The following is a 22,623-nucleotide window of genomic DNA, read 5'->3' as shown; positions in this document are numbered from 1 at the left end:
AAATCAAGGACACAGGTGACATCATGAAGTTCACGCTCTCCTGGCTGAAAGACCATCTGGAAACCGACGCCTCGCTCGAGGAAATCTGCGCCCGCCTGACGATGATCGGGCTGGAAGTCGAGGATGTCGACGACAAGGCGGCCTTCAAGCCCTTCGTCATCGCCAGGGTGATCTCCGCCGAGCAGCACCCGAATGCCGACAAGCTCAGAGTGCTGATGGTCGATACCGGCTCCGGCGAGCCGGTGCAGGTCGTCTGCGGCGCGCCGAACGCGCGCAAGGGCCTCGTCGGCGCCTTCGCCGCGCCCGGCACCTACGTGCCCGGCATCGGCGTGACGCTCTCCGTCGGCAACATCCGCGGTGTCGAGAGCCGCGGCATGATGTGCTCGGAAAAGGAACTGGAGATCTCCGACGATCACACCGGCATCATCGACCTGCCCGAGGATGCGCCTCTGGGCACCAGCTATGCGGACTATGCCGGCCTCGACGATCCGGTCATCGAGATCAACCTGACGCCGAACCGGCCGGATTGCACCAGCGTCCACGGCATCGCCCGCGATCTCGCGGCATCCGGCCTCGGCACCTTGAAGACGCGCCCGGCGCCGTCCTTCGCCGTGGAAGGCGAGACGCCCGTCAAGGTCCGTCTCGATCTGGGCGAGGACAGGCATCTCTGCCCCGGCTTCGCGCTTCGCCTCGTGCGCGGCGTGAAGAATGGCCCGAGCCCCGCCTGGATGCGCCAACGGCTGACGGCCATCGGCCTCCGCCCGATCAACGCGCTGGTCGATATCACCAACTATCTGACCTTCGACCAGGGCCGGCCGCTGCACGTCTTCGACGCAGCGAAGGTCGCGGGCAACCTGACGGTCCGCCGTGCGAGGGAAGGCGAAAAGGTACTGGCGCTCGACACGCGCGAATATACGCTGTCGCCGGCCAATGTGGTGATCGCCGACGAAGAAGGCGTCGAGTCGATCGGCGGCATCATGGGCGGCGAGCATTCCGGCTGTGACGAGAACACCACCGACGTGCTGATCGAATCGGCGCTCTGGGATCCGATGAATATCGCCAAGACCGGCCGCACGCTTGGCATCATCACCGATGCGCGCTACCGCTTCGAGCGCGGCGTCGATCCGGAATACATGGCGCCCGGCCTCGAACGGGCGACCGAGCTGGTGCTGGAGCTCTGCGGCGGCACCGCGGCCAAGATGGACGTCGTCGGCTATGACGGCCACGAGCCCAGGTCCGTCGATTTCCCGGTCTCGGAGGTCAGGCGCCTGACCGGCCTCGAGGTCTCCTCCGAGGAGAGCGTTTCCATCCTCAGGAAGCTCGGCTTCGGCGTCGAGGGCTCCGGCGAACGCCTGACGGTAACCGTTCCCTCCTGGCGGCCGGACATCGACGGCAAGGCGGACCTCGTAGAGGAGGTCATGCGCATCCATGGCGTCGACAACATCGTCGCCGCGCCGCTTGCAAGCCACAATGCCGTCAACGGCAAGATCCTGACGACCCTGCAGATCCGCACGCGCCAGGCCAGGCGCGCGCTTGCAACCCGCGGCATGCTCGAAGCCGTCACCTGGTCCTTCATCCCGGAAGGGCATGCGAAGCTCTTCGGTGGCGGCCAGCCGGAACTCAAGCTCGCCAATCCGATCGCCGCCGACATGTCCGACATGCGTCCGTCGCTTCTGCCGGGTCTTCTGGCCGCGGCGCAGCGCAATGCCGACAAGGGCTATGGCGATGTCGCCATTTTCGAGGTTTCCGGCACCTATGAGGGTGATACGCCCGAGGCGCAGCGGCGTGTCGCCGGCGGCGTGCGCCGCGGCACAGCGTCGCTCAACGGCACCGGCCGCCTTTGGTCGAACGCCGTAAAGGGCGGCGGCAAGCCGGTCGATGTCTTCGACGCGAAGGCCGATGCCATCGCCGTGCTCGAGGCCTGTGGCGTACCGATGGCCAATGTCCAGTTCGAAGCCGGCGGCCCGGCCTGGTATCATCCCGGCCGCTCGGGGACGATCAAGCTCGGTCCGAAGATCGTCCTCGGCGCTTTCGGGGAGTTCCACCCGAAGACCCTCGACGCGCTCGATGTCTCCGGACCGCTTGCAGGCTTCGAGATCTATATCGATGCCATGCCGGAGCCGAAGAAGAAGGCGACCCGCACCAAGCCGGCGCTGGAGCTTTCGCCGTTCCAGGCAGTCAAACGCGACTTCGCCTTCGTCGTAGACAAGGGGGTCGAGGCCGCCGCGATCGTCAGGGCCGCCTCCGGCGCCGACCGGAAACTGATAACGGCAGTCAACGTCTTCGACGTCTTCGAAGGCGCATCTCTCGGCGAGGGCAGGAAGTCGGTAGCGATCGAGGTAACGATCCAGCCGGTCGAGCGCACGCTGACGGACGAGGACTTCGAGGCCCTGACCGCCCGGATCGTCGCCAATGTGGCGAAGAGCACAGGCGGCGTGCTGCGCGCCTGATGGATGGGCAATGGTGATGGTGCCAAGGCTGCCACGATTTCCCTTCGCCCCGCTTGCGGGAAGAAGGTGCCGGCAGGGTGACGGAGTTCCCTTCGACAGACGCGGCGTGCGGTTTACGTCGTGTGCGGCCCCTCATCCCGCTGCCGCGACCTTCTCCCCGTTCTGACGGGGAGAAGGGGCAAGCGGCGCGCCAGCAGCTATCCGGTAGCCGATGGAGGAGCAGGAGGGTCCCGCGAGTCCCTTCGCCCCGCTTGCGGGGAGAAGGTGCCGGCAGGCGGATGAGGGGCGGAGTTCACCGCGCACACTTTTCCTCATCCAGCTCTAGCCGTGCCGGTGCCAGACCTTGTTGACGATCAGCCACCGCCCGTCGACCTTCAAGAGCGACAGATAGTCCGAATAGCGCGCGCCGGCGAATTCATCGATCACCTTCACGCTGGCGACGTCGCCGGTGATGTGGACCATCTCCACTTCCATGAGCGGCTGCGCATCCGGCGGCGCCGCGCCTTCCCTGACGATGGAGGCGATGAAGGCGTCGCGTGTCAGCCACTCGACGGCATCGCCTGAATTGCCGACGATCGATGCGCTCGGATGGAAAGCCTTGCGCAACGCTCCCTCATTGGCGAAGGCCATGCCGTCGACATAAAGATGGACAACCGCGCTGATGGCCTGCTCTTCGGACATGGATGATCCCTCCTTTCCGGAACGGTAGACGCCTGTGGTGACTATCCGCCCCCAGGCCGTTCCAATCCCGATGAAGGCGGACACCCTCATAGGTAGGACATCGCAACGAAATTGCGATGCCCCATCCAACCGTTAGAGCCACCGGTTCATCGGTTCACCTGTTCGTCAGCGCGATGCATCGGTGTAGCGATTGCCGGCGACCAGCGTTGGCGAGAGCGCTTCGCCGAGTTCGGCGCGTTCGCTGCCGGTGAGGACGATCCCGGCGGCGGCGACGTTCTGTTCGAGGTGCTCGATCCTGCGCGCGCCGGGGATAGGAACGATGTCCTCGCCCTGGTTGACGACCCAGGCGAGCGCGAGCTGGGCGGCTGTAACGCCTCTCTCCATGGCGAGCCTTTCGAGCGTCGCGACCAGCGCGGCGTTGGCCTCGAAGTTCTCCTCTTGGAAGCGCGGCAGCGACCGGCGAAAATCGTCGGCAGCGAGGTCTTCGACCTTGCGGATGGTGCCTGTCAGCATGCCGCGCCCGAGCGGACTGTAGGGCACGAAGCCGATGCCGAGTTCGCGGCAGGTGTCGAGCACCTCCTGTTCCGGGTCGCGCGACCAGAGCGAATACTCGCTCTGTATCGCTGCGATCGGATGCACGGCATGGGCGCGGCGGATGGTGGCGGCGCTTGCCTCGGAAAGCCCGATTGCGCGCACCTTGCCCTCCTTCACCAGTTCCGCCATCGCGCCGACGGTTTCCTCGATCGGCACGGCGGGATCGACGCGGTGCTGGTAATAGAGGTCGATGACGTCCGTCCCGAGTCGCTTGAGGGAGGCCTCGGCGACGGTTTTCGCATTTTCCGGCCGGCCGTCGACGCCTTTGATCGCCTCGGCGGCGGGCTTGCCCGGGTCGATGCGGAAACCGAACTTGGTGGCGATCACCACCCGGTCTCGCCGGCCCTTCAGCGCCTTACCGAGGAGCTTCTCGTTTTCATAAGGCCCATAAACTTCCGCCGTATCGAAGAAGTCGACGCCGAGTTCGATGGCGCGGTGGAGCGTGCGGATCGACTGGCTCTCGTCGGCTTCGCCATAGGCGAAGCTCATGCCCATGCAGCCGAGGCCGACGGCCGAAACGGTGAGTTCGTTACCGAGCTTGCGGGTCTTCATTGGATTTCCTTTCGGGCTGAACGCGCGGCTTAGGGTCGCCTGCGGCGTTAGCGAAGAAGATGGAGTAGCCTGTCGGGCCGAAGCTTTCGCCACGGGCCCAACGACAAGGCGAAGATAGGTGCCTCACGGCCGGTTGAAAATCTCTGTCAATTCTCACGGGCTGTTCTATTATTTCGATCAATGAACCGCACACAGCTCTCCCAACTGGCCGTCCTTTCCGCCGTCGCCGCCCATGGCAGCTTCCGCGGCGCGGCGAAGGAACTCGGCATCGCGCCATCGGCCGTCAGCCACGCCGTGGGCAGTCTGGAAGCGAGCCTCGGCGTTCGTCTCCTCGCGCGCACGACGCGCAGCGTCGCCGCCACGGAGGAGGGAAAGCGCCTGCTGGAGCGGCTGCGTCCGGCGCTCGACGACATTGCCGAGGCGCTGCAGCGGGCGGCGGAGGCGCGCGATCGCCCCGCCGGGAAACTGCGCATTACCGCCCCTCGTTTTGCCGCCGACCTCATTCTGGCGCCGCGCCTTGGCGACTTTCTCGGGCGCTATCCGGACACCGTCCTCGAAATCGCCAATGAAGACGGCTTCACCAATATCGTAGAGGAGGGATACGACGCAGGCATAAGGCTCGGCGAAAGCCTGGAGGCCGACATGGTGGCGGTGAAGGTCGGGCCGGAACTGAAAAGCGCGGTCGTCGCCGCACCTTCCTATTTCGAGCGCTTCCAGCGGCCGCGGCACCCGCGCGATCTGGCGGGCCATCGCTGCATCCGCCGCCGCTTCTCCAACGGCACCATATATCGCTGGGAGTTCGAGAAAGAGGGGGAGGAACTGACCGTTTCGGTGAACGGCCCGCTCATTCTGGGCGAGGACCGGCCGATCATCGAGGCCGCCACCGGCGGTGCGGGGCTCGCCTATCTCTTCGAGCCGCGCGTCAGCGGATATGTGGCTGAGGGCAAGTTGGTCCGGGTGCTCGAGGACTGGTGCGCGCCCTATGCGGGGCCTTTCCTCTATTATCCGACCCGCCGGCTGATGCGTCCGGCGCTCCGGGCCTTCATCGATTTCTTCCGGCACAGCGGCTGACGGCCGGCGGGGAGCGCCGGCCGTCGTGGCAGCTTACGCGGCCTTCTTGTTCACTTGGGCCATCGCGAGTTTCGTCAGGTCCTCGTCGGTGACGACTTCTTCCTTCAAAGTCGCGTCGAGCAGCGATACTGCATCCTTGAGACCGATGGTCTTTGCCCAGGTCTTCAGGGTGCCGTAGCGGGAGATTTCATAATGCTCGACCGCTTGCGCGGCGGAGATGAGGCCCGCATCGAGCGCGGCGGTGCCCTTGAATTCGTCCATGATCTCCTCGCCCTCGGCGACGATGCCCTCGATCGCCTCGCAGGTCTTGCCCTGCGCGCGCTTGCCGATCATTTCGAATACCTGCTGCAGCCGCTCCACATGGGTCTCGGTCTGCTCCTTGTGCTTCTCGAACGCGGCCTTGAGCTCAGGGGCCTGGGCGGCGCGTGCCATCTTCGGCAAAGCCTTCAGGATTTTCCGCTCGGCATAATAGATGTCCTTGAGCGTATCGTGGAAGAGGTCGTCCAGCGTCTTTTCTTTGGCCATTTCCGTTTCCTTCCTCGTCTGCTTCGTGTTGCCTTCGACCCGCAATCAACAGCAAAGGGCGAAGATTTGTTCCTCGCGACTGCAAAAAGCGCGTGAGGCGCGGGTCAATTCCGCCGCTTGCGCGATAGGTGTCCGTTTCACCTCAGGCGGAAATCGGGTGGTTGCAGCGTGGCGCATCGGCAATGGTCCCGCCGTAAACGCAATCGGACGGAGAAGAACCATGTCGAGACTGGAAGGTAAAATCGCGATCGTCACCGGCGCAAGCTCAGGTATCGGCCGCGCCGCGGCGCTGCTCTTTGCACGCGAGGGGGCAAAGGTCGTCGTTACCGCCCGCAACGGGAATGCACTTGCGGAGCTTACCGACGAGATCGCCGGAGGGGGCGGTGAGGCGGCAGCGCTTGCCGGCGACGTGGGCGACGAAGCCCTGCATGAGGCGCTGGTCGAACTGGCGGTGCGCCGCTTCGGCGGCCTCGATACCGCCTTCAACAATGCCGGGGCGCTCGGTGCGATGGGAGAGATCTCGTCGCTTAGCGTAGAAGGCTGGCGCGAGACGCTCGATACCAATCTGACGAGCGCCTTCCTGGCGGCGAAATATCAGGTTCCGGCAATTGCGGCACTGGGCGGCGGTTCGCTCACCTTCACTTCGAGCTTCGTCGGCCACACGGCCGGCTTTGCCGGGGTCGCCCCCTATGCGGCGAGCAAGGCGGGGCTGATCGGACTGGTGCAGGCGCTGGCGGTCGAACTCGGCGCGCGCGGCATTCGCGTGAACGCGCTGCTGCCCGGCGGCACCGACACGCCTGCCAATTTCGCGAACCTGCCGGGAGCGGCGCCCGAGACGCGCGGTTTCGTGGAAGGGCTGCATGCATTGAAACGCATCGCGCGACCCGAGGAAATCGCCGAAGCGGCGCTTTATCTCGCCTCGGACGGTGCTAGCTTCGTGACCGGCGCTGCGCTGCTGGCCGACGGCGGCGCTTCGGTGACGAAGGCGTGAGCGCAGAGCGTGAGCACAGGAGCTAGAGCATTTCACTGTTTCAGGGAAACACTGAAATGCTCTAACCGTTTGATCTAACGCACTTCCGGACGGAAAACCGTTACATACTTTTCCTGGAAGTGCTCCGAAGCGGGGGAAGCATGAAGAAACCCGGGTCGATGAAATCGCTCGAAGACCTCGGGCGCGTACGCCTCTCGAAGAACTTTTTCCTGCGCGATTTTCTTCACTCCGAAATCGCGGAGTTCTACCGGATCCCGAATATCCCCGACGATCCGGAACTGGCGATCGAGGCCGGACGGAAACTTTGCGAGGAACTTCTGGAGCCGCTCGAGGCGACCTTCGGTCGGCTGCACATCCGCTCTGCCTACCGAAACCGCGCGGTGAACGCCTTCGGCAACGCCAACAGGCTCAACTGCTCGACCAATGCGGCAACGGCAGCCGACCATATCTGGGACATGCGCGATGCGGAGGGCTGCATGGGGGCCACCGCCTGCATCGCCATTCCCTGGGTCTGGGACCGGGAGCGTCACGAAGGCGGCTGGCAAAGCCTGGCGTGGTGGATTCACGACCACCTTCCCTACGCCTCGCTCTGCTTCTTTCCCAAGCTCTGGGCCTTCAACATCCAGTGGCACGAGAGGCCGCGGCGCAGAATCAGCAGCTATGCCGAGCCGCGCGGGCTGCTGACCAAGCCCGGCATGGCCAACCACGAAGGCAGCCATGCGCATCTTTACGAAGGCTTTCCGACGATTGCGTTCGGGGCACTCGCCTCTCCCCAACCCCTCCCCACAAGGATCCCACAAGGGGGAGGGGCTTAGATGCCGCCCGGTCCGCCGGCCTAGCCCTCCCACCTGCGGGGCCTATGGAGAGGGGCCTTCCTCTTCGGGAAATCGAGAACGTCCCTCTATTCGCTCACCTCGTTCAGGCGCCTTATCGCCTCTTCCGGCAAGTCCAGTTCCGCCGATCTCACCAGGCTTGCCAGCTGGTCGGGATTGGTGGCGCTGGCGATGGGTGCGGTGACGCCCTCGCGGGCGATGATCCAGGCGAGCGCGATCTCCGCCTGTTTCGCGCCGGTCTCCTCGGCGATTTCATCCAAGACGCCGAGGATGCGCATGCCGCGTCCGTCGAGATATTTTTCGACGCCGCCGCCGCGGGCGGAGCCCTCCAGGTCCTTGTGCGAGCGGTACTTGCCGGAAAGAAAGCCTCTCGCAAGGCTGAAATAGGTGATGACGCCGATCTCCTCGGCGATGCAGAGATTGCGCAGCGGACCGTCATAGGAAGCGCGGTCGTAGAGATTGTATTCGGGCTGCAGCACGTCGTAGCGGGGCAGATCCTTCGCCGCCGCAACGTCGAGAGCATCGCGCATCTGCTGCGCGTCGAGATTCGATGCGCCGATCGCCCGCAGCTTGCCCTGGGAGAGAAGCGTATCGTAGGCGGCAAGCGTCTCGTCATAGGGTATGTCGGGGTCCGGCCAGTGGGAGAGATAGAGGTCGATATAGTCGGTCTGCAGGCGTCTCAGTGAATCCTCGACTGCCTGCATGATCCAGCGCCGCGAGAGGCCCTTGCGGTCCGGTCCGAGTTCCGAACCGACCTTGGTGACGATGACGGCGCTATCGCGCGAGCGTCCGGATTGTTTCAGCCATTTACCGATGATCGCTTCCGATTCACCGCCTCTGTTGCCCGGCGCCCAGGAGGAATAGACGTCGGCGGTGTCGACGGCATTGAAACCCGCATCGAAAAAGGCGTCGAGAAGCGAGAACGATGTTTTCTCATCCGCGGTCCAGCCGAAGACGTTGCCGCCGAAGACGAGCGGGGCAATCGAGAGGCCGGTACGGCCAAGTCTGCGCATTTCCATGGTTTCGCTCCATGTGGTTGGATGAAAACAAGCTGCGATTGGGAGGATTGCGGCAAAAACATAGGCCAGCTCGCCATCGAATGACACCTGCATTCGTGGTTTTTCTGACCTCGCCACGGCTTGCTAGGTACGTACCTCGGGGATAGTCTCGCGCAGCTTGTGCCCAGGGGAGTGTCGCGCGTCCTTCGCGCCGCGCACGAAAAGGAGTCTGCCTCATGCTGCGTTTCGGAATTTTGTCGACGGCCAAGATCGGCCGCGAGCTCGTCGTACCCGCGATCCAGGACGCCGAGAACTGCGTTGTCACGGCGATCGCGAGCCGCGATCTCGCCAAGGCGAGGGCCATGGCCGACCGTTTCTCCGTGCCGCATGCTTTCGGCTCCTATGAGGAGATGCTCGCCTCCGACACGGTCGACGCCGTCTATATCCCGCTGCCGACGTCGCAACATGTCGAATGGGCGATCAAGGCGGCGGATGCCGGCAAGCATGTACTTTGCGAGAAGCCGCTGGCGCTGAAGGCCGAAGAGATCGACGCCGTGATCGCGGCGCGCGAGCGCAACAAGGTGCTGATCTCGGAAGCCTATATGGTGACCTACAGCCCCGTCTGGCGGAAGGTGCGCTCGCTCATCGCGGAAGGTGCCATCGGGCGCCTCAGGCATGTCCAGGGCGCCTTCACCTATTACAACCGCGATCCCGGCAACATGCGCAACGTCCCGTCGCTCGGCGGCGGAGGTCTGCCGGATATCGGCGTCTATCCGGCAATCACGACCCGGTTTTCGACCGGCAAGGAGCCGCTGCGCGTGCAGGCCAATACCGAGCGCGATCCGGAATTCGGCACCGACGTCTATTCGAGCGTTCGTGCCGACTTCGGAGATTTCGAACTGAGCTTCTATATCTCGACACAGCTCGCCGCCCGCCAGGTCATGGTCTTCCACGGCGACAAGGGCTACATCGAGGTGAAGTCGCCCTTCAATGCCGATCGCTACGGCCGGGAAGAGGTGGAACTGACCAACCAGAACCACGGCCAGTCGCAGCTCTTCCGCTTCCAGGATGCGCGTCAGTACAAGCTCGAGGCCGAGGCCTTCGCACGTGCTGCGAAAGGTGAAGCGGAGGACGTGGTGACACTGGAAAACTCGCGCCTGAACCAGATGTTCATCGACGCGATCTATCGCGCCAGCGAAAAAGACGGCTGGGAGCCCGTCTGAAGCCGGCTAAAGGATAGGCCCGGCGCACGTTGCGCCGGGCCTATCCATTCATGCGGCCTGGAGCAGCCGCGCCTGAGACGCGCCCCGCATCTTGAAGAAGAGGAAGTCGGCGACACCGACCATGGCAACGACGATCAGCGCCATTCCAGCGACCGTCAAGGCGGAATAGGCAGACGCAAGAATGGCGAGGCTTCCGACCTGCCACAGGATGTCTCCGGTGATGCTGATCCGTGTTGCGAGGGCGCTCGGCCCTCCTTTTCTGGCCGTGGCGAGGTGGAAGGCGCCCCAGACGAGGAGCCCGGCGCCGAGCGCCATGATCACCGCAGGCGATAGGGCGGGGCTGACGACCGCCGCCAGCGGCTGCGCTGCCGCGAGGAGAGCCGAGCCGGCGATCAGCGAAAAGATGCCGTCGGCGAGAAACGTCTTGTTGAGAAGAGAGCGGGTGGCAAGATCGAACATGTCTGTCTCCATCGGTTGTCGATGGGCAGATGCTGGACCAGAGCGGTCATCAAACCAATTACCTCCGAGGTAATGGATTTTGTGCCGCGTTCGGGCGAGGCTGCCCCCCCGCAACAGGGAAGATATCAATGGAATTCGGCAGCCGCCTGAAGGAATGGCGAGGACATCGCCGCATGAGCCAACTCGATCTCGCGATGGCGGCGGGCATTTCCGCGCGCCATCTATCGTTTCTGGAGACGGGCCGCTCCAAGCCGTCCGAGGGAATGATCCTGCGGCTCGCCTCGGTTCTCGACGTCCCCGCGCGCGAACAGGGCACGCTTTTCACCGCGGCGGGCTACCGGCCGCGCGTTGCGGCGCGGCCGGCAACGGGCCTCGATGCAATGCCTCAGGCCGTCGCCCATGCCATCCGGCTGATGCTCGACCGGCACGATCCCTATCCGGGCCTCGTTTTCGACCACCAGTATACGGTGCTGCTGACCAATCCGGCTTTCCAGGCGCTCGTCGACGCCACGGGCGTTCCGTTCAAGCCGGGGGAGAACTTCCTCGACGGCTTTCTCGGTGCAGAGAGCGTCCGCAGCCTCGTGGTCAATTGGGAAGCCGCCGCAGCCGATCTCGTTCAGCGGGTTCGCATGGAGGCGTGGCTGCAGGGGCCGCGCAGCCCCTTGCAGCGCAGGCTGAACAGGCTGGTTGCCGACCCGGCGGTGGCGGTGGCGATCGAGAACTTCCCGGCGACAGACCGCTTGCCGGTGCTGCCCATCGAGCTGCGCCTCGGTGACGCGGCGCTTAGCTTCATCACGACGCTCTCGACCTTCGGCTCGACTCAGGACGCGCTTGTTGAGGGCGTTCTGATCGAATCCTTCTTTCCGGCCGACGACGCGACCCGGCGCTTCTTCGGGCAGGGCGGGCGCGACGTCCAATAGGTTTTCCGTCCGGAAGATCGTTTCGCTGGTTCGATGAAACAGTGAAACGATGCAGAAAATCCGCAGATAGCTACGCCTCACTGCTGATCTTCGCCGCGGTGTCGGCTACAAGTGACGCATGACTTCGTTCTTTGATTCCGAATCTCCCTCCAACGTCGCCGAATATTCGGTGTCGGAATTGTCCGGCTCGATCAAGCGCACGGTCGAGCAGGCCTTCGAGCATGTCCGGGTGCGGGGCGAGATTTCCGGCTACCGCGGCCCGCATTCCTCGGGACACGCTTATTTCGCCCTGAAGGACGATCGCGCCCGCATCGATGCGGTCGTCTGGAAGACCACCTTCGCGCGGCTGAAGTTCCGGCCGGAGGAGGGGATGGAGGTCATCGCGACCGGCAGGGTCACGACCTTCCCCGGCTCGTCCAAATATCAGATCGTCATCGACTCGCTTGAGCCGGCCGGTGCCGGGGCGCTGATGGCGCTTATCGAGGAACGCAAGCGCAAGCTTGCGGCGGAGGGCCTTTTCGATGCGGGCCGCAAGCGGCCGCTGCCTTTCATGCCGAGGGTCGTCGGCGTCGTGACCTCGCCGACCGGAGCTGTGATCCGCGACATCCTGCACCGCATTGCCGACCGTTTCCCGGTCCATGTCATCGTCTGGCCGGTGCGCGTGCAGGGCGACGGCGCCTGCGAGGAGATCGTGGCGGCGATCGAGGGTTTCAACGCGCTGCAGCCGGGCGGCTCCATTCCCCGGCCCGACGTGCTGATCGTCGCGCGCGGCGGCGGCAGCCTCGAGGATCTCTGGTGCTTCAACGACGAGGCGATGGTGCGCGCCGCGGCGGCTTCCGCCATCCCTCTGATCTCGGCCGTCGGTCACGAGACGGACTGGACGCTGATCGACCATGCGGCCGACCAGCGGGCGCCGACGCCGACCGGTGCGGCCGAAATGGCGGTGCCGGTGAAGGCCGATCTCGAGGCCCAGCTCGCCAGTCTCGCAGCCCGGCTCAAGGGCGCCGCGGCGCGGCAGATGGACAATCGCCGCCAGACGCTGCGCTCGCTTGCGCGGGCGCTACCCTCGCTCGACCAATTGCTCGCCTTGCCTCGGCGTCGCTTCGACGAGGCGGCCGCCGGACTCGGCCGCGGCCTGCAGATGAACACCGCCAACAAGCGGCGAAGCTTCGAACGCAATGCGGCCCATCTCCGGCCGGAGCTCCTGACGGCAAGGATCGTCGATCGCCGTCAGCGCGTCTTGGATGCCGTCAACCGGGCCGAGCGCATCGTCGAGCGTAAGGTTCAACGTGGCGCTCAGCGCATTTCGTCTGCCGATGCCTCGCTCCGCGTTCTGCCGTCGCGGCTGATCGGCCAGATTCATCGCGCATCGGATCGCGTTTCCAGCCTGGGCAGGCGTGGGGATGCGGCGATCGCCGCCGATCTGCGCAGGATGAAAAGCGCGCTTGCAGCACAGGACCGCGTGCTGCAGTCGCTCTCCTATCACAGCGTCCTGCAGCGCGGCTTCGCGCTGGTGCGCGATGCCGCGGGCGAGCCGGTTAAACAGGCGGCTGCCGTGCATCCCGGGATGGCGCTTTCGCTGGAATTCGCCGATGGCCGCATCGCGGCGGTCGCCGGCGAGGACGGCACTGCGCCGCAGTCGCCGAAGAAGCGGCCTGCACGCTCCGGCGAGCCGACGAAGCAGGGCAGCCTCTTCTGATGCATATCCTGATGGTGCTCGCCCATCCGCTCGAGGAGAGCTTCGCTGCGAGTGTCGCCCGCATTGCCCGGGAAACGCTCGAGGCCAGGGGCCATACGGTCGATCTGCTCGACCTTTATCGCGAAGGCTTCGATCCGCGGCTGACCGTGGCCGAGCGGGGCAGTTATTTCGATAAAGATTACGACGCCTCCGGGGTCTCCCCCTGGATCGAGCGGCTGAGGGCTGCGGACGGACTCGTGCTCGTCTTTCCGCAATGGTGGTTCAATTTCCCGGCGATCCTCAAGGGCTTCTTCGATCGCGTCTTCGCGCCCGGGGTCGCTTTCGACCATGATGCGGCAGGCGGCCGTATCGTTCCCCGCCTCCGCAACATCAGGCTATTCTGGGCGCTGACCAGTACCGGGTCCCCCTGGTGGGTCGTGCATCTCTACATGGGAAATCCGGTGCGGCGGCTGCTGAAGCGCGGCATCGCCGCCTTCTGCGGCAAGGGGCTCGACTTCCGCATGGTCACTCTGCACGACATGGATCGGGTGACGGAGGCGAAGCGGAAGCGTCATATCGAGCGTGTGAGGGCTCTGGTGAGCCGGATCTGACCGGCGACCTATTCGAAGACCGCGAGGAATTTCCTGAGCAGCGCGTCCAGAGCCTCCCGTTCATCGGGTTCGAGGCCCGCAACGAGGCGCTGCTGGTTGGCGACATGGGCAGTGACCGCCGCGTCCACGCGCTTGAGACCCTCCGGTGTCAGAGCGATGAGGACACCGCGCCGGTCTTCCGGATTGTCCAGGCGTTCGACCAGCCCGGCTTTCTCGAGCTGGTCGATGCGGTTGGTCATCGTGCCGGAGGTGACCATCGTCGTTCCCAGCAGATCGCCCGGCGAGAGCCGGAAGGGCGGACCGGAGCGCCGCAGCGTTGCGAGCACGTCGAAACTCGCCGAGTTCAAGCCGTGATCGGCAAGGGTGCTTTCCACCTCACGAGCGAGATGAGCCCGGAGCCGCGACAGTCGACCGAGCAGACCCATGGCTGTCGCATCGAGCTCCGGCCGCTCTCTGCGCCACTGCGCCAGGATTTTGTCAACGTGATCCATATCCGTCTGCATCAGCGGCCTGAGTGAACGTTTCGACCTTCCCGAAGTCGTAGCCTCCATGTATCTTGACGTCAAGATACATTGGAGTAGAGTTATCTTGATCTAAAGATTCTTGAGGTGAAGAGATGGGTACGCGCAGCACCGAAATTCTGCTCACGGCCATAGCGCCGGCCATATGGGGCAGTACCTATCTGGTCACAACGGAATTCCTGCCGGCCGGTTACCCGGTCACGGTCGCAATGCTGAGGGCGCTTCCGGCAGGACTGCTGCTGCTGCTTGTCGTCCGGCAGATGCCGACGGGTGTGTGGTTGGCGCGCAGTTTCGTGCTCGGCGCGCTCAACTTCTCGTTCTTTCAAACGATGCTTTTCGTATCCGCCTACCGGCTGCCCGGCGGTGTAGCCGCAACCGTCGGAGCCATTCAGCCGCTGATCGTGATCGTCCTGTCGCGCATCGTTCTCGGCTCGCCGGCCCGGGCGTTGAGCGTCGTTGCCGGCATTGCCGGCATGGCGGGGGTCGCGCTCCTGGTGCTGACGCCAAAAGCGGCGCTGGATCCGGTGGGCGTCGCGGCCGGCTTGGCAGGCGCCGTCTCCATGGCTTTCGGCACCGTGCTGAGCCGACACTGGACGCCGCCGGTCTCGCCGCTCACCTTCACCGCCTGGCAATTGGCGGCCGGCGGGCTGCTTCTGGTGCCGGTCACCTTCCTGCTGGAACCCTCTTTGCCGCCGCTCACTGCCGCAAACATTATGGGCTTTACCTATCTCGGCCTGATCGGCACCGCCTTCACCTACCTTCTCTGGTTCCGGGGGCTGTCGCGGCTCGAACCCTCCCAGGTTTCGCCGCTCGGCTTCTTGAGCCCCGTCGTCGCGATTCTCATCGGCTGGGGCGTGCTCGATCAGCAGCTGACGGCAGTGCAGGTGCTTGGGATCGCAACCGTCTTCGCAAGCGTGTGGATGAGCCAGTACGCACAGACCGCTCGCCGCGCGGCAGCCGCCCCCTAACCCTCTCCCCCGAGCGAGCTAGTAGGGACATATACTCCTCTGGCGGGAACCGTCTCCACGCTTGGCGGCAACAAGCCGGCGTAACGAACACAAGGAAGCAAGAAGGGATATGCCGCGCCCGTTCGCTCCCTCGGGCGGGCGGTGAGTGCGGGGTTCAGTTGGGGCCGCTTGTCCCTTCTCCCCGCCTGCGGGGAGAAGGTGCCGGCAGGCGGTTGAGGGGCTCATCGGCCCCGTAGTGTCAGGCCCACTCGCCTTTGCGCATGACGGGCACACGGGCGCCGTCCGCACGAACCCCGTCGATGTCCACCTCGCCCGAGCCGATCATCCAGTCGATATGGATCAGGCTCGAATTGCCGCCCTGGGCGCGGATCTGCTCCTGGCTGAGGCTCGCCCCGTCGAGGAAGCACTTCGAATAGCACTGGCCGAGCGCGATGTGGCAGGAGGCGTTCTCGTCGAAGAGGGTGTTGTAGAAGAGGACGCCGCTGGCCGAGATCGGAGAGGAATGGGGCACCAGCGCCACTTCGCCCAGCCTTCGGGCGCCCTCGTCGGTGTCGAGCACCTTGTTCAGCACCTCCTCGCCGCGTGACGCCCTGGCCTCGACGATGCGGCCGGCTTCGAAGCGCACCTGGATATTGTCGATCAGCGTGCCCTGATGGGAGAGCGGCTTCGTGCTCGACACATGGCCTTCGACGCGCAGCGCATGCGGCGTAGTGAAGACCTCTTCCGTCGGGATGTTCGGATTGCAGGTGATGCCGTTCTTGGCGACCGAGGCGCCGCCATGCCATTCGTGGCCGTCCGCCAGCCCGACGGTGAGGTCGGTGCCGGGGCCGGTGAAATGCAGCGCGGCGAAGCGCTCCTCGTCCAGCCAGGCCGAACGGCGGTGCAGATTGGCATTGTGCTCTTTCCAGGCGGCGATCGGATCGCCGACGTCGACGCGCGAGGCGGCGAAGATGGCATTTGCCAGCTTTTCCACGGCAACCGCCTCGGGATCGTCAGGGAACATCTGCTTCGCCCAGGAGGGGTTCGGATAGGAGACGATGTTCCAGTTGATGTCGAAGTTGGAGATCTTCTCGAGCGCCGGCTTGTAGGCGATCGAGTTCGCCTTGTTGGCGCGGGCGACCTTCGCCGGATCCTGAGCCGAAAGCAGCATCGGGTTGTCGCCGGCGATGGCGAGGCGCGCAGCACCTCCCGCATAGGCCTTGGCCATGCCCTCGTAAAGCCAGTCGCTGGCGCGGTCGAAACTCTCGTCCGGCGCATGGGCATAGCGGGCAAGCGTCGCTTCCTCGTCGGCATAGAAGGTCGTCACCAGTCCGGCGCCTGCCATATAGGCGTGTTTGGTGATAAGGCGCACGAGCGGCAGCGCCGCGATCGGCGCGGTCATCACCAGATCCTGGCCCTTCTGCAATTGCAAACCGACCTTGATGGCGACCTCGGCGAGCTTTTCGAGCTTGACCGGATCGATTGGATTCCTTGTGGATTGGAGGGGGGCGTTCATGGCTGCTCCTGCGCGTCTTCTTGCGGATGTCAGCGGTTTTAGACCGGTTCCGCCGAAAACAGAAGCTCCTTCAGGCAGCCACCCTTTCCGTCTTGAGCAGCGCTGCCTCGTGCTTCTCGAGGAAGGCCATCAGCCGCTGCGGGTAGTCCTCGCCGACCGCGGCTTTCACGCTCGGCCTCCCGGCCAGCGCCTCGCGCCAGGCGGTGACGCGCGGCAGGCCCTGAAAGACGCCGCTGTCGGAAATCGTGTCGAACACGTCGAAATAGCGGAAGATCGGCGCGAAGACGGCGTCGACAAGGCTGAAGGCGCTGCCTGCAAAATAGGGGCCGCTGCCGAGTTCCGCCTCGACGGTCGCGAACTTCGACTTGAGCACGTTGCGTTTGGCTTCGAGCGTGGCGCCGTCCTGCGTTGTTTCGTAGACCCAGAGGTCGGAGAGGATTGCGGAGCCGAACTCCATCCAGCCGCGATGGCGTGCCCGCGCCAGCGGATCGGCGGGGTGCAGCTTCGGTCCGGCCTGTGTTTCCTCCAGATATTCGCAGATGACGGTGCTCTCGAAGAGGATCGCTTCGCCGCCATCCTGTGAAATGCGAAGCAGCGGCACCTTGCCGAGCGGCGAGATCTTCAGGAACCAGTCGGGCTTGTTGGCGAGATCGATATCGACGCGCTCGAAGGGTACGCCTTTTTCGTGCAGCGCAATCGCAGCGCGTTGCACATAGGGGCAGAGATGGTGGCTGATCAGGGTGAGCTGCGCCGTCATGGTCGTCTCCTGTCTGTATTTAGATGCACCTGCATATAACGCAGCTTGCCAAACCCGTCAATATAGATGTAAGTGCATCTATGGGCGTGAAGAGGACGGATAGCAGCGAGCCGACCGCTGCCGCGACGGAGGCATGGATCGGTCTGATGCGGGCGCAGCGACGCGCGCTTTCGGCCATCGAAAGGGACTTCAAGGCGGCGGGCCTGCCGCCGCTTGGCTGGTACGACGTGCTGTGGGAGCTCGTGAAGGCCGAAGGCGGCCGTTTGCGCCCCTTCGAGATCGAAGCCCGCACGCTGCTTGCCCAATACAACCTGTCCCGCCTGATCGACCGGCTGGAGAAGGAAGGCCTCGTGCAGCGAGAGGCATTCGACGAGGACGCGCGCGGCTGCTGGGTGGTCGTCACCGGGAAGGGCCGTGCCATGCGGGAGCGCATGTGGCAGACCTATGGGCCATCGATCGCGCGTCACGTCGGCGCAAAGCTCGGCGAAGAAGAGGCAGGCGCGCTTGCCTCTCTGCTTTCAAGGCTCGGCTGACACCTAGGACCTGTGGACACTTATGGATAGGGGTTTGATTTTGCACAAATCGGTCAATGCCAAGGATTTTTCCGCAGCAAAGGGTTGCCCCCTTTGCAAGGGAAAAGCCGCCGGCAGTGGGCGATTTGTGCAAAACCCTTCGGGCGGCCCATATTGCGGTGCCTTGTCGCGAAAAATCCGGCTTGCAGGCGGACGGCCTGCGGCGCCGGATTTTCCACGAAAGTCCCTCGCAATTTGGGCCGTCAAAACCCTATCCATAAGTGTCCACAGGTCCCAGTCCTTTTAAAGAAATCAGGCGATCAGAGATGCGGCAACCGCACGCAATGCGGCTTGCGCATCCTTGGGCGCAAGCCGCACCTGCAGGCCGCGCTGCCCGCCATTGATGAAAACCAGCGCTTCGGCAAGGGCCGCTTCCTCTATCGCAGTCGGGACCGTCTTTCTTTGCCCGAAGGGGCTGATGCCGCCGACGTGATAGCCGGTGAGCCGCTCGGCGTCCGCCGGTTTCATCATGCTCGCCGACTTGCCGCCGAAGGCTGCGGCGAGCTTCTTCATGCTCACCTCCCGGTCCGAGGGCACGATGCAGCAGACCGGCTTGCCGTCCACCTCGGCCATCAGTGTCTTCAGCACACGGGAAGGGTCCTCGCCGAGCGCCTCCGCCGCCTGCAGTCCGACGCGTTCGGCGCCGGGATCGTAGTCATAGCTGTGAACGGTGAAAATGACGCCGGCCTTTGCGAGGGCCTGCGTCGCCCGGGTTGTCTTCGACATGGTCTACGCCCCGAATTCGGCTTCGTAGAGTTCCGGCTTGAAGCCGACGAGCAGCTTGCCGTGGGCCTCGAGCACCGGGCGCTTGATCATCGACGGCTGCTCGAGCATCAGCGCGATCGCCTTGTCGGCCGTCAGGTCCCGCTTGTCGGCCTCATCCAGCTTACGGAAGGTGGTGCCCGAGCGGTTGAGCAGCGTCTCCCAACCGAGTTCGGCGCACCAGCGCTCGAGTCGCGCACGATCGATGCCTTCCGCCTTGTAGTCGTGGAAATCGTAGGAAGTGCCGCGGCTGTCGAGCCAGTTCCGGGCCTTCTTCATCGTGTCGCAGTTCTTGATGCCGTAGATCGTAACCGTCATGCCGAATCTTCCCGCTCTTCCAGATGCGGGAAGACATAGCCGGGCGCCGCGCGTCGGAAAAGACCTGGAGACAGGACAGGAGACAGGACAGGAGCGGGATGAGGAAAAGTGTGTGCGGTTTTCCGCCCGCATCCCGCTCTGACCTATCGGAACCGGTCACGTTCATGCTTTTAGGTCGACCCGGCCTAAAAGCATCGTCATCTAGAGATCAGAGACTGGTGAACTTGCCGGCAATCTCGGCGGCTTCCGCCGTCTTCAGCCCGGCGATGTTGATGCGGCCGGATGCCGGCATATAGATGCCGTGCTCGGTCCTGAGCCGCATAACCTCCGCTTCGGAAAGCGGCAGCATGGAGAACATGCCCTCCTGATCGGCGACTGCGCCGAGGCTCTGCCAGCGGGTGCGGAGTCCCTCGGCAAGCGACCGCCGGAGGCCCGTCATCCTGAGCCGCATCGTCTCGAGCTCCTCCGTCCAGTCGCGCCTGAGTTCCGGGTCGTCAAGGATCGTCCGCACGACGGCTGCGCCGTGATCCGGCGGCATGGAATAGCTGGTGCGTGCGAGGCCCGCGAGGTTTGAGCGCACCCTGTCCGCCGAGGCAGTCGAGCTGGTCCGCGCGAAGATCGCGCCCGCGCGCTCGCGATAAAGCCCGAAGGACTTCGAGCAGGAAACCGCGACGAGCGCTTCCGGGACCACGCCGAGAAGATGCCGGAGGCCCGCGACATCCTGGTCGAGGCCGCGGCCGAACCCCTGATAGGCGAGATCGACGAGCGGCAGCAGGCCGCGCTCGGCCACCAGCGCGGCGATCTCCATCCATTGTGCTTCGCTCAGGACGCCGCCGGTCGGGTTGTGGCAGCTTGCATGCAGCAGCACCGCATCGCCGGATGCGGCGCCTTCCAGCGCGCTCACCAGATTATCGAAGATGACCGACTGCGACGGAATGTCGAAGAAGTCGTAGGTGGCGATATCGAGCCCGGCCGCCTTGAAGATCGGCGCGTGGTTCGGCCAGCTCGGCAGCCCGAGCCAGATGCCTCGGCCGCCCATGCGGGCGATGAGGTCCGCCGCCAAACGGAGCGCGCCGGAGCCGCCGGGCGTCTGGACGCCCGCAACATGGCTCCGCTCGATCGTGTCGCCGCCGACGAGTTCCCAGAGCCGATCGAGAAAGACGAGGTCCCCTTCGGGGCCGATATAGGCCTTGCTGTCCTGTGTTTCGAGAAGCCGCTTTTCCGCCGCCTTGACGGCCCGGAAGATCGGCGTGCGTCCGGTCTCGTCGCGATAGACTCCTACGCCGAGATCGACCTTTCCGGGGCGCTCATCCTTCCTGAACAGGCCGATCAGGGCCAGCAAGGGATCGTCGGCTTGGCGGGCGAGGGCGTCGAACATCCGGTATTCCTTGTGGAGCAGTGGATCGGATCATAGTCGTTTCCCCCAGCCGGAAAGGCAAGCGGGTTCCGCGCCGCGACCGGTCGAAACGACAGCCTCAGGCCTCCAGCGCCCCCGGCTTTCGCGCCGCACGCGAAGGCTCGGCGCAGGCGATCTTCATCAGGTCGGACCGGCGGCGGGCGAGACGGGTGGAGACGCGCGTGACGATGAGCCCATCCTGCGGCGCCCGGATCTCGACGGTGCCCCCCGGTACGCCGGGCCTGACCAGGATGGTCGCCAGCAGTTCCCCGGCCTCGACGCTGTCGCCGATATTGCGGTGGAAGAGGATAGCACCGGCCTCCGGTGCGCGGATCATCTCGATATTGTCGAGCGGCACGGCCTTGCCGGCGAAAGCCGGAAGGCCGGCGCCGGTGCTCGCAACGACTCCGCGGCCGGCAAGAAAGCGAAACATGCCCTCGGAGTCCTTGCGCGCAATGTCCGGATAGACGTCGCTCGTGCCGCGCAGTTCCACGGTCACCGACAGGCGGCCGGGCAGGGCGGTCCTGCGCTCGCCTTCGCTCTCGTGCTTCCATGCATGGGCGACCGCCTCCTCGAAGGCTGAGCTTTGCCCGTCGGAGAGGAACACCGCCTCCATATCGAGGGCCGCGGCAAGGTCGGCGGCCTCCGGCCAGAAGGCCTCGTCGATATAGGCATATTGCAGCCCCTCGTCGTCGCAATGAAGATCGAGCACCAGCTCGGCGCCGAGCGCCATGTCGAGAAGGTGCCGCTTCAATCGATCGATGGCCGAATATCGGTCCGGCTCATCGAGCAGGCCGTCACGCTCGCCAAGGGAGATCAGCGGGAAGTCGCGGTTGAAGTTGGTGCGCGAGCCGAGATCGAAGCGGCCCTGCAGCTCGCCGAAATGCGCTTGCGCGGCGCCGATCGAATTTGCCTGCGGAACGATGGTGATATCGCCGAGAATAGCGCCGTCCTCATCCGCCTGGCGGAGCTTCTCAAGCAGGAAATGCAGAAGCGCGGTGCCCGGCAGTTCGTTGGCATGCAGCGCCGCCTGGATATAGGTGCGCGGCGCCGCAGCACTTGCCCCCTTGAACCGGAACACCGGCAGCCGCCATTCGACACCCGGCGTATCGCCGGCGATGATGATCTCGGAAATGTCCACTTCGTCTCGTCCTCAAATTCGGAAAACCGGTTATGAGGCTTGGCATCGTCGTCTTGCAAGCCCCGACAACGGCTGTAGGCCGTAGCTGCCGCCGATCTCAATCCTCTTCGACCGTCGGAAGGTCGAGAGCCGAGCGCAGCACGCCGACGCCGCGCTTGTAGAGCATCGCATATCGCGCCGGCGCCAGCAGATCGGCCCGGGGCGCAAATCCGGGGATGATTTGGTTGAAAGGAACCGCACCGCAACCGGGCGTGAGGCAATCGCGTTTGCCCTTGGGACACTCGTTGTAGCGGCAGAGGCGACCGAGATAGCGATCGCTTCCCGGCTCGAACAAAAAGGTATCGACCCTGTTGTCCGGAACACTCATACCGGCTCCGGCTTCGAATGCCTGGCGCAAGGAGCGGGCGCATGCCTTGCGCAGCTCGGCGAGCCGCTCTTGCGTGTCGAGCCAGAGCGCCATGTCGAGATCACCGCATTCGTGCCAGACCTCGATGCCGCTGCGGCGGAACTCCCTGAAGCGAGGGACCTCCTTCCAGAGCGGCTTTGCGACCGAGCCGATGACGGCGATCGCCTGAACTTCAGGGAACTCGGCCCACGCGCGGGCGACGATATCCGCCGCCAGGCGATAATCATGCTGCAGCTTGAGAAGATATCGATTCTGGCTGTCTATCTCGGAGCGCCGCACGGTTTCACCCTAAGAGCTTCATGAAATTGGGCTTGCGGCCATAGCGCGTCTTCAGCGATTCCACATAGATGGTTTGCTCGGCCGCGCCACGCAAGCCGCCGATGCGCGCGAGCAATCGAGCGGCTTCCTGGTGACTTTCGCGAAAGCTGTACTTGCTGCCTCGCCACCTGCCAAAGATGTCGAGTGGGTAATTGAATTTCGTCGGGCGAATTTCCGGCAGCAGTCGCGGCTTGGGTGTCTCGGCGATGAACCGTTCGCATGCGGTGGCGATGTCGGCTTTGTCGTTATCGGATAGCGCTTTCACCCTCACCCATTTCCATTCCTGCTTTGCCATGGGCTCCTCTCCGGCGGCATCGGCGAAGCCAGACTATATAGTAGCGTTTCCGAGACAATGGCCGTCGCACGGATATCCTCAGCGAAGA

General features: G+C 64.5%; 24 protein-coding genes. 10 read left to right on the top strand and 14 right to left on the bottom strand.

Features of this window, described 5'->3' with window-relative positions; translation table 11 throughout:
- Window positions 1-23: 23 nt before the first annotated feature.
- Window positions 24-2,450, top strand: coding sequence for a phenylalanine--tRNA ligase subunit beta (gene pheT / locus JOH52_RS04945; RefSeq protein ID WP_013845009.1), 2,427 nt, complete (start codon window positions 24-26; stop codon window positions 2,448-2,450).
- Between the two features lie 321 nt (window positions 2,451-2,771).
- On the opposite strand, the gene JOH52_RS04940 is transcribed toward pheT, so the two are convergent.
- Together JOH52_RS04940 and JOH52_RS04935 are read right to left on the bottom strand one after the other, a co-directional pair.
- Complete coding sequence (locus JOH52_RS04940) at window positions 2,772-3,131, bottom strand: nuclear transport factor 2 family protein (RefSeq protein WP_004435473.1); 360 nt, start codon at window positions 3,129-3,131, stop codon at window positions 2,772-2,774.
- Window positions 3,132-3,296: 165 nt separating this feature from the next.
- Window positions 3,297-4,277 carry an aldo/keto reductase gene (locus JOH52_RS04935; protein WP_013845010.1) on the bottom strand — a complete coding sequence of 327 codons (981 nt, stop codon included), beginning with the start codon at window positions 4,275-4,277 and terminating at the stop codon, window positions 3,297-3,299.
- Between the two features lie 180 nt (window positions 4,278-4,457).
- On the opposite strand from JOH52_RS04935, the gene JOH52_RS04930 reads away from it, so the two are divergent.
- On the top strand, window positions 4,458-5,348 hold the full coding sequence (locus JOH52_RS04930; RefSeq protein ID WP_010968477.1) for a LysR family transcriptional regulator: 891 nt from the start codon (window positions 4,458-4,460) through the stop codon (window positions 5,346-5,348).
- A gap of 33 nt (window positions 5,349-5,381) precedes the next feature.
- On the opposite strand, the gene JOH52_RS04925 is transcribed toward JOH52_RS04930, so the two are convergent.
- Window positions 5,382-5,873 (bottom strand): YciE/YciF ferroxidase family protein, encoded by a 492-nt coding sequence (locus JOH52_RS04925; RefSeq protein WP_004435461.1) that lies wholly within the window; start codon window positions 5,871-5,873, stop codon window positions 5,382-5,384.
- A gap of 220 nt (window positions 5,874-6,093) precedes the next feature.
- Between JOH52_RS04925 and JOH52_RS04920 the strand changes: the two genes are divergently transcribed.
- Together JOH52_RS04920 and JOH52_RS04915 are read left to right on the top strand one after the other, a co-directional pair.
- Window positions 6,094-6,864: an SDR family oxidoreductase gene (locus JOH52_RS04920; protein WP_010968478.1), complete on the top strand. Its 771-nt coding sequence runs from the start codon at window positions 6,094-6,096 to the stop codon at window positions 6,862-6,864.
- A 140-nt stretch (window positions 6,865-7,004) separates the two neighbouring features.
- Window positions 7,005-7,679 (top strand): hypothetical protein, encoded by a 675-nt coding sequence (locus tag JOH52_RS04915; RefSeq protein ID WP_010968479.1) that lies wholly within the window; start codon window positions 7,005-7,007, stop codon window positions 7,677-7,679.
- A gap of 86 nt (window positions 7,680-7,765) precedes the next feature.
- Here JOH52_RS04915 and JOH52_RS04910 read toward each other — a convergent pair whose 3' ends face one another.
- Window positions 7,766-8,716 (bottom strand): aldo/keto reductase, encoded by a 951-nt coding sequence (locus JOH52_RS04910; protein WP_013845011.1) that lies wholly within the window; start codon window positions 8,714-8,716, stop codon window positions 7,766-7,768.
- Between the two features lie 215 nt (window positions 8,717-8,931).
- Here JOH52_RS04910 and JOH52_RS04905 point away from each other — a divergent pair, with 215 nt between their 5' ends.
- Window positions 8,932-9,918 (top strand): Gfo/Idh/MocA family protein, encoded by a 987-nt coding sequence (locus tag JOH52_RS04905; protein WP_004435452.1) that lies wholly within the window; start codon window positions 8,932-8,934, stop codon window positions 9,916-9,918.
- Window positions 9,919-9,966: 48 nt separating this feature from the next.
- On the opposite strand, the gene JOH52_RS04900 is transcribed toward JOH52_RS04905, so the two are convergent.
- Window positions 9,967-10,377 (bottom strand): hypothetical protein, encoded by a 411-nt coding sequence (locus tag JOH52_RS04900; protein ID WP_010968481.1) that lies wholly within the window; start codon window positions 10,375-10,377, stop codon window positions 9,967-9,969.
- A 128-nt stretch (window positions 10,378-10,505) separates the two neighbouring features.
- Between JOH52_RS04900 and JOH52_RS04895 the strand changes: the two genes are divergently transcribed.
- The 3 genes from JOH52_RS04895 (at window position 10,506) to JOH52_RS04885 (ending at window position 13,586) form a co-directional block, all read left to right on the top strand.
- A complete protein-coding gene (locus JOH52_RS04895; protein ID WP_014527032.1) occupies window positions 10,506-11,297 on the top strand; it encodes a helix-turn-helix domain-containing protein in 792 nt (263 codons plus the stop codon).
- Between the two features lie 118 nt (window positions 11,298-11,415).
- The gene (gene xseA / locus JOH52_RS04890; protein ID WP_010968483.1) at window positions 11,416-12,996 is read left to right on the top strand and encodes an exodeoxyribonuclease VII large subunit; all 1,581 of its coding nucleotides are present in this window, start codon (window positions 11,416-11,418) and stop codon (window positions 12,994-12,996) included.
- Entirely contained in the window at window positions 12,996-13,586 is a 591-nt protein-coding gene (locus JOH52_RS04885; protein ID WP_010968484.1) for an NAD(P)H-dependent oxidoreductase, read from the top strand. Before xseA ends, JOH52_RS04885 begins: the two co-directional genes overlap by 1 nt.
- An 8-nt stretch (window positions 13,587-13,594) precedes the next feature.
- On the opposite strand, the gene JOH52_RS04880 is transcribed toward JOH52_RS04885, so the two are convergent.
- Window positions 13,595-14,089, bottom strand: a complete 495-nt coding sequence (locus JOH52_RS04880; protein ID WP_010968485.1) for a MarR family winged helix-turn-helix transcriptional regulator — start codon at window positions 14,087-14,089, stop codon at window positions 13,595-13,597.
- Between the two features lie 113 nt (window positions 14,090-14,202).
- On the opposite strand from JOH52_RS04880, the gene JOH52_RS04875 reads away from it, so the two are divergent.
- Window positions 14,203-15,075, top strand: a complete 873-nt coding sequence (locus JOH52_RS04875; protein ID WP_010968486.1) for an EamA family transporter — start codon at window positions 14,203-14,205, stop codon at window positions 15,073-15,075.
- A 238-nt stretch (window positions 15,076-15,313) separates the two neighbouring features.
- Here JOH52_RS04875 and JOH52_RS04870 read toward each other — a convergent pair whose 3' ends face one another.
- Together JOH52_RS04870 and JOH52_RS04865 are read right to left on the bottom strand one after the other, a co-directional pair.
- Window positions 15,314-16,570, bottom strand: a complete 1,257-nt coding sequence (locus JOH52_RS04870; protein WP_013845013.1) for an aminopeptidase — start codon at window positions 16,568-16,570, stop codon at window positions 15,314-15,316.
- Window positions 16,571-16,640: 70 nt separating this feature from the next.
- Window positions 16,641-17,327: a glutathione S-transferase family protein gene (locus tag JOH52_RS04865; RefSeq protein WP_010968488.1), complete on the bottom strand. Its 687-nt coding sequence runs from the start codon at window positions 17,325-17,327 to the stop codon at window positions 16,641-16,643.
- Window positions 17,328-17,407: 80 nt separating this feature from the next.
- Between JOH52_RS04865 and JOH52_RS04860 the strand changes: the two genes are divergently transcribed.
- Window positions 17,408-17,860: a MarR family winged helix-turn-helix transcriptional regulator gene (locus JOH52_RS04860; RefSeq protein ID WP_004435420.1), complete on the top strand. Its 453-nt coding sequence runs from the start codon at window positions 17,408-17,410 to the stop codon at window positions 17,858-17,860.
- Between the two features lie 291 nt (window positions 17,861-18,151).
- Here the strand turns inward: JOH52_RS04860 and ybaK are convergent, their stop codons facing one another.
- The 6 genes from ybaK to JOH52_RS04830 all read right to left on the bottom strand — a co-directional run bounded on the left by ybaK (window position 18,152) and on the right by JOH52_RS04830 (window position 22,535).
- On the bottom strand, window positions 18,152-18,625 hold the full coding sequence (gene ybaK, locus JOH52_RS04855; protein ID WP_004435416.1) for a Cys-tRNA(Pro) deacylase: 474 nt from the start codon (window positions 18,623-18,625) through the stop codon (window positions 18,152-18,154).
- A 3-nt stretch (window positions 18,626-18,628) separates the two neighbouring features.
- Window positions 18,629-18,979: an ArsC family reductase gene (locus JOH52_RS04850; RefSeq protein ID WP_010968490.1), complete on the bottom strand. Its 351-nt coding sequence runs from the start codon at window positions 18,977-18,979 to the stop codon at window positions 18,629-18,631.
- Window positions 18,980-19,187: 208 nt separating this feature from the next.
- On the bottom strand, window positions 19,188-20,357 hold the full coding sequence (gene tatA, locus JOH52_RS04845) for a tyrosine aminotransferase (protein ID WP_010968491.1): 1,170 nt from the start codon (window positions 20,355-20,357) through the stop codon (window positions 19,188-19,190).
- Between the two features lie 97 nt (window positions 20,358-20,454).
- Window positions 20,455-21,516, bottom strand: coding sequence for a succinylglutamate desuccinylase/aspartoacylase family protein (locus tag JOH52_RS04840; RefSeq protein ID WP_014530018.1), 1,062 nt, complete (start codon window positions 21,514-21,516; stop codon window positions 20,455-20,457).
- A gap of 97 nt (window positions 21,517-21,613) precedes the next feature.
- Complete coding sequence (locus JOH52_RS04835; protein WP_010968493.1) at window positions 21,614-22,201, bottom strand: hypothetical protein; 588 nt, start codon at window positions 22,199-22,201, stop codon at window positions 21,614-21,616.
- Window positions 22,202-22,205: 4 nt separating this feature from the next.
- Window positions 22,206-22,535 carry a hypothetical protein gene (locus JOH52_RS04830; protein WP_010968494.1) on the bottom strand — a complete coding sequence of 110 codons (330 nt, stop codon included), beginning with the start codon at window positions 22,533-22,535 and terminating at the stop codon, window positions 22,206-22,208.
- Window positions 22,536-22,623: the final 88 nt, after the last annotated feature.

This window comes from Sinorhizobium meliloti, assembly GCF_017876815.1.
Taxonomy (GTDB): domain Bacteria; phylum Pseudomonadota; class Alphaproteobacteria; order Rhizobiales; family Rhizobiaceae; genus Sinorhizobium; species Sinorhizobium meliloti.
Note: the sequence above shows the minus strand (reverse complement) of the source record. Positions and strands in the feature narration are given on the sequence as shown.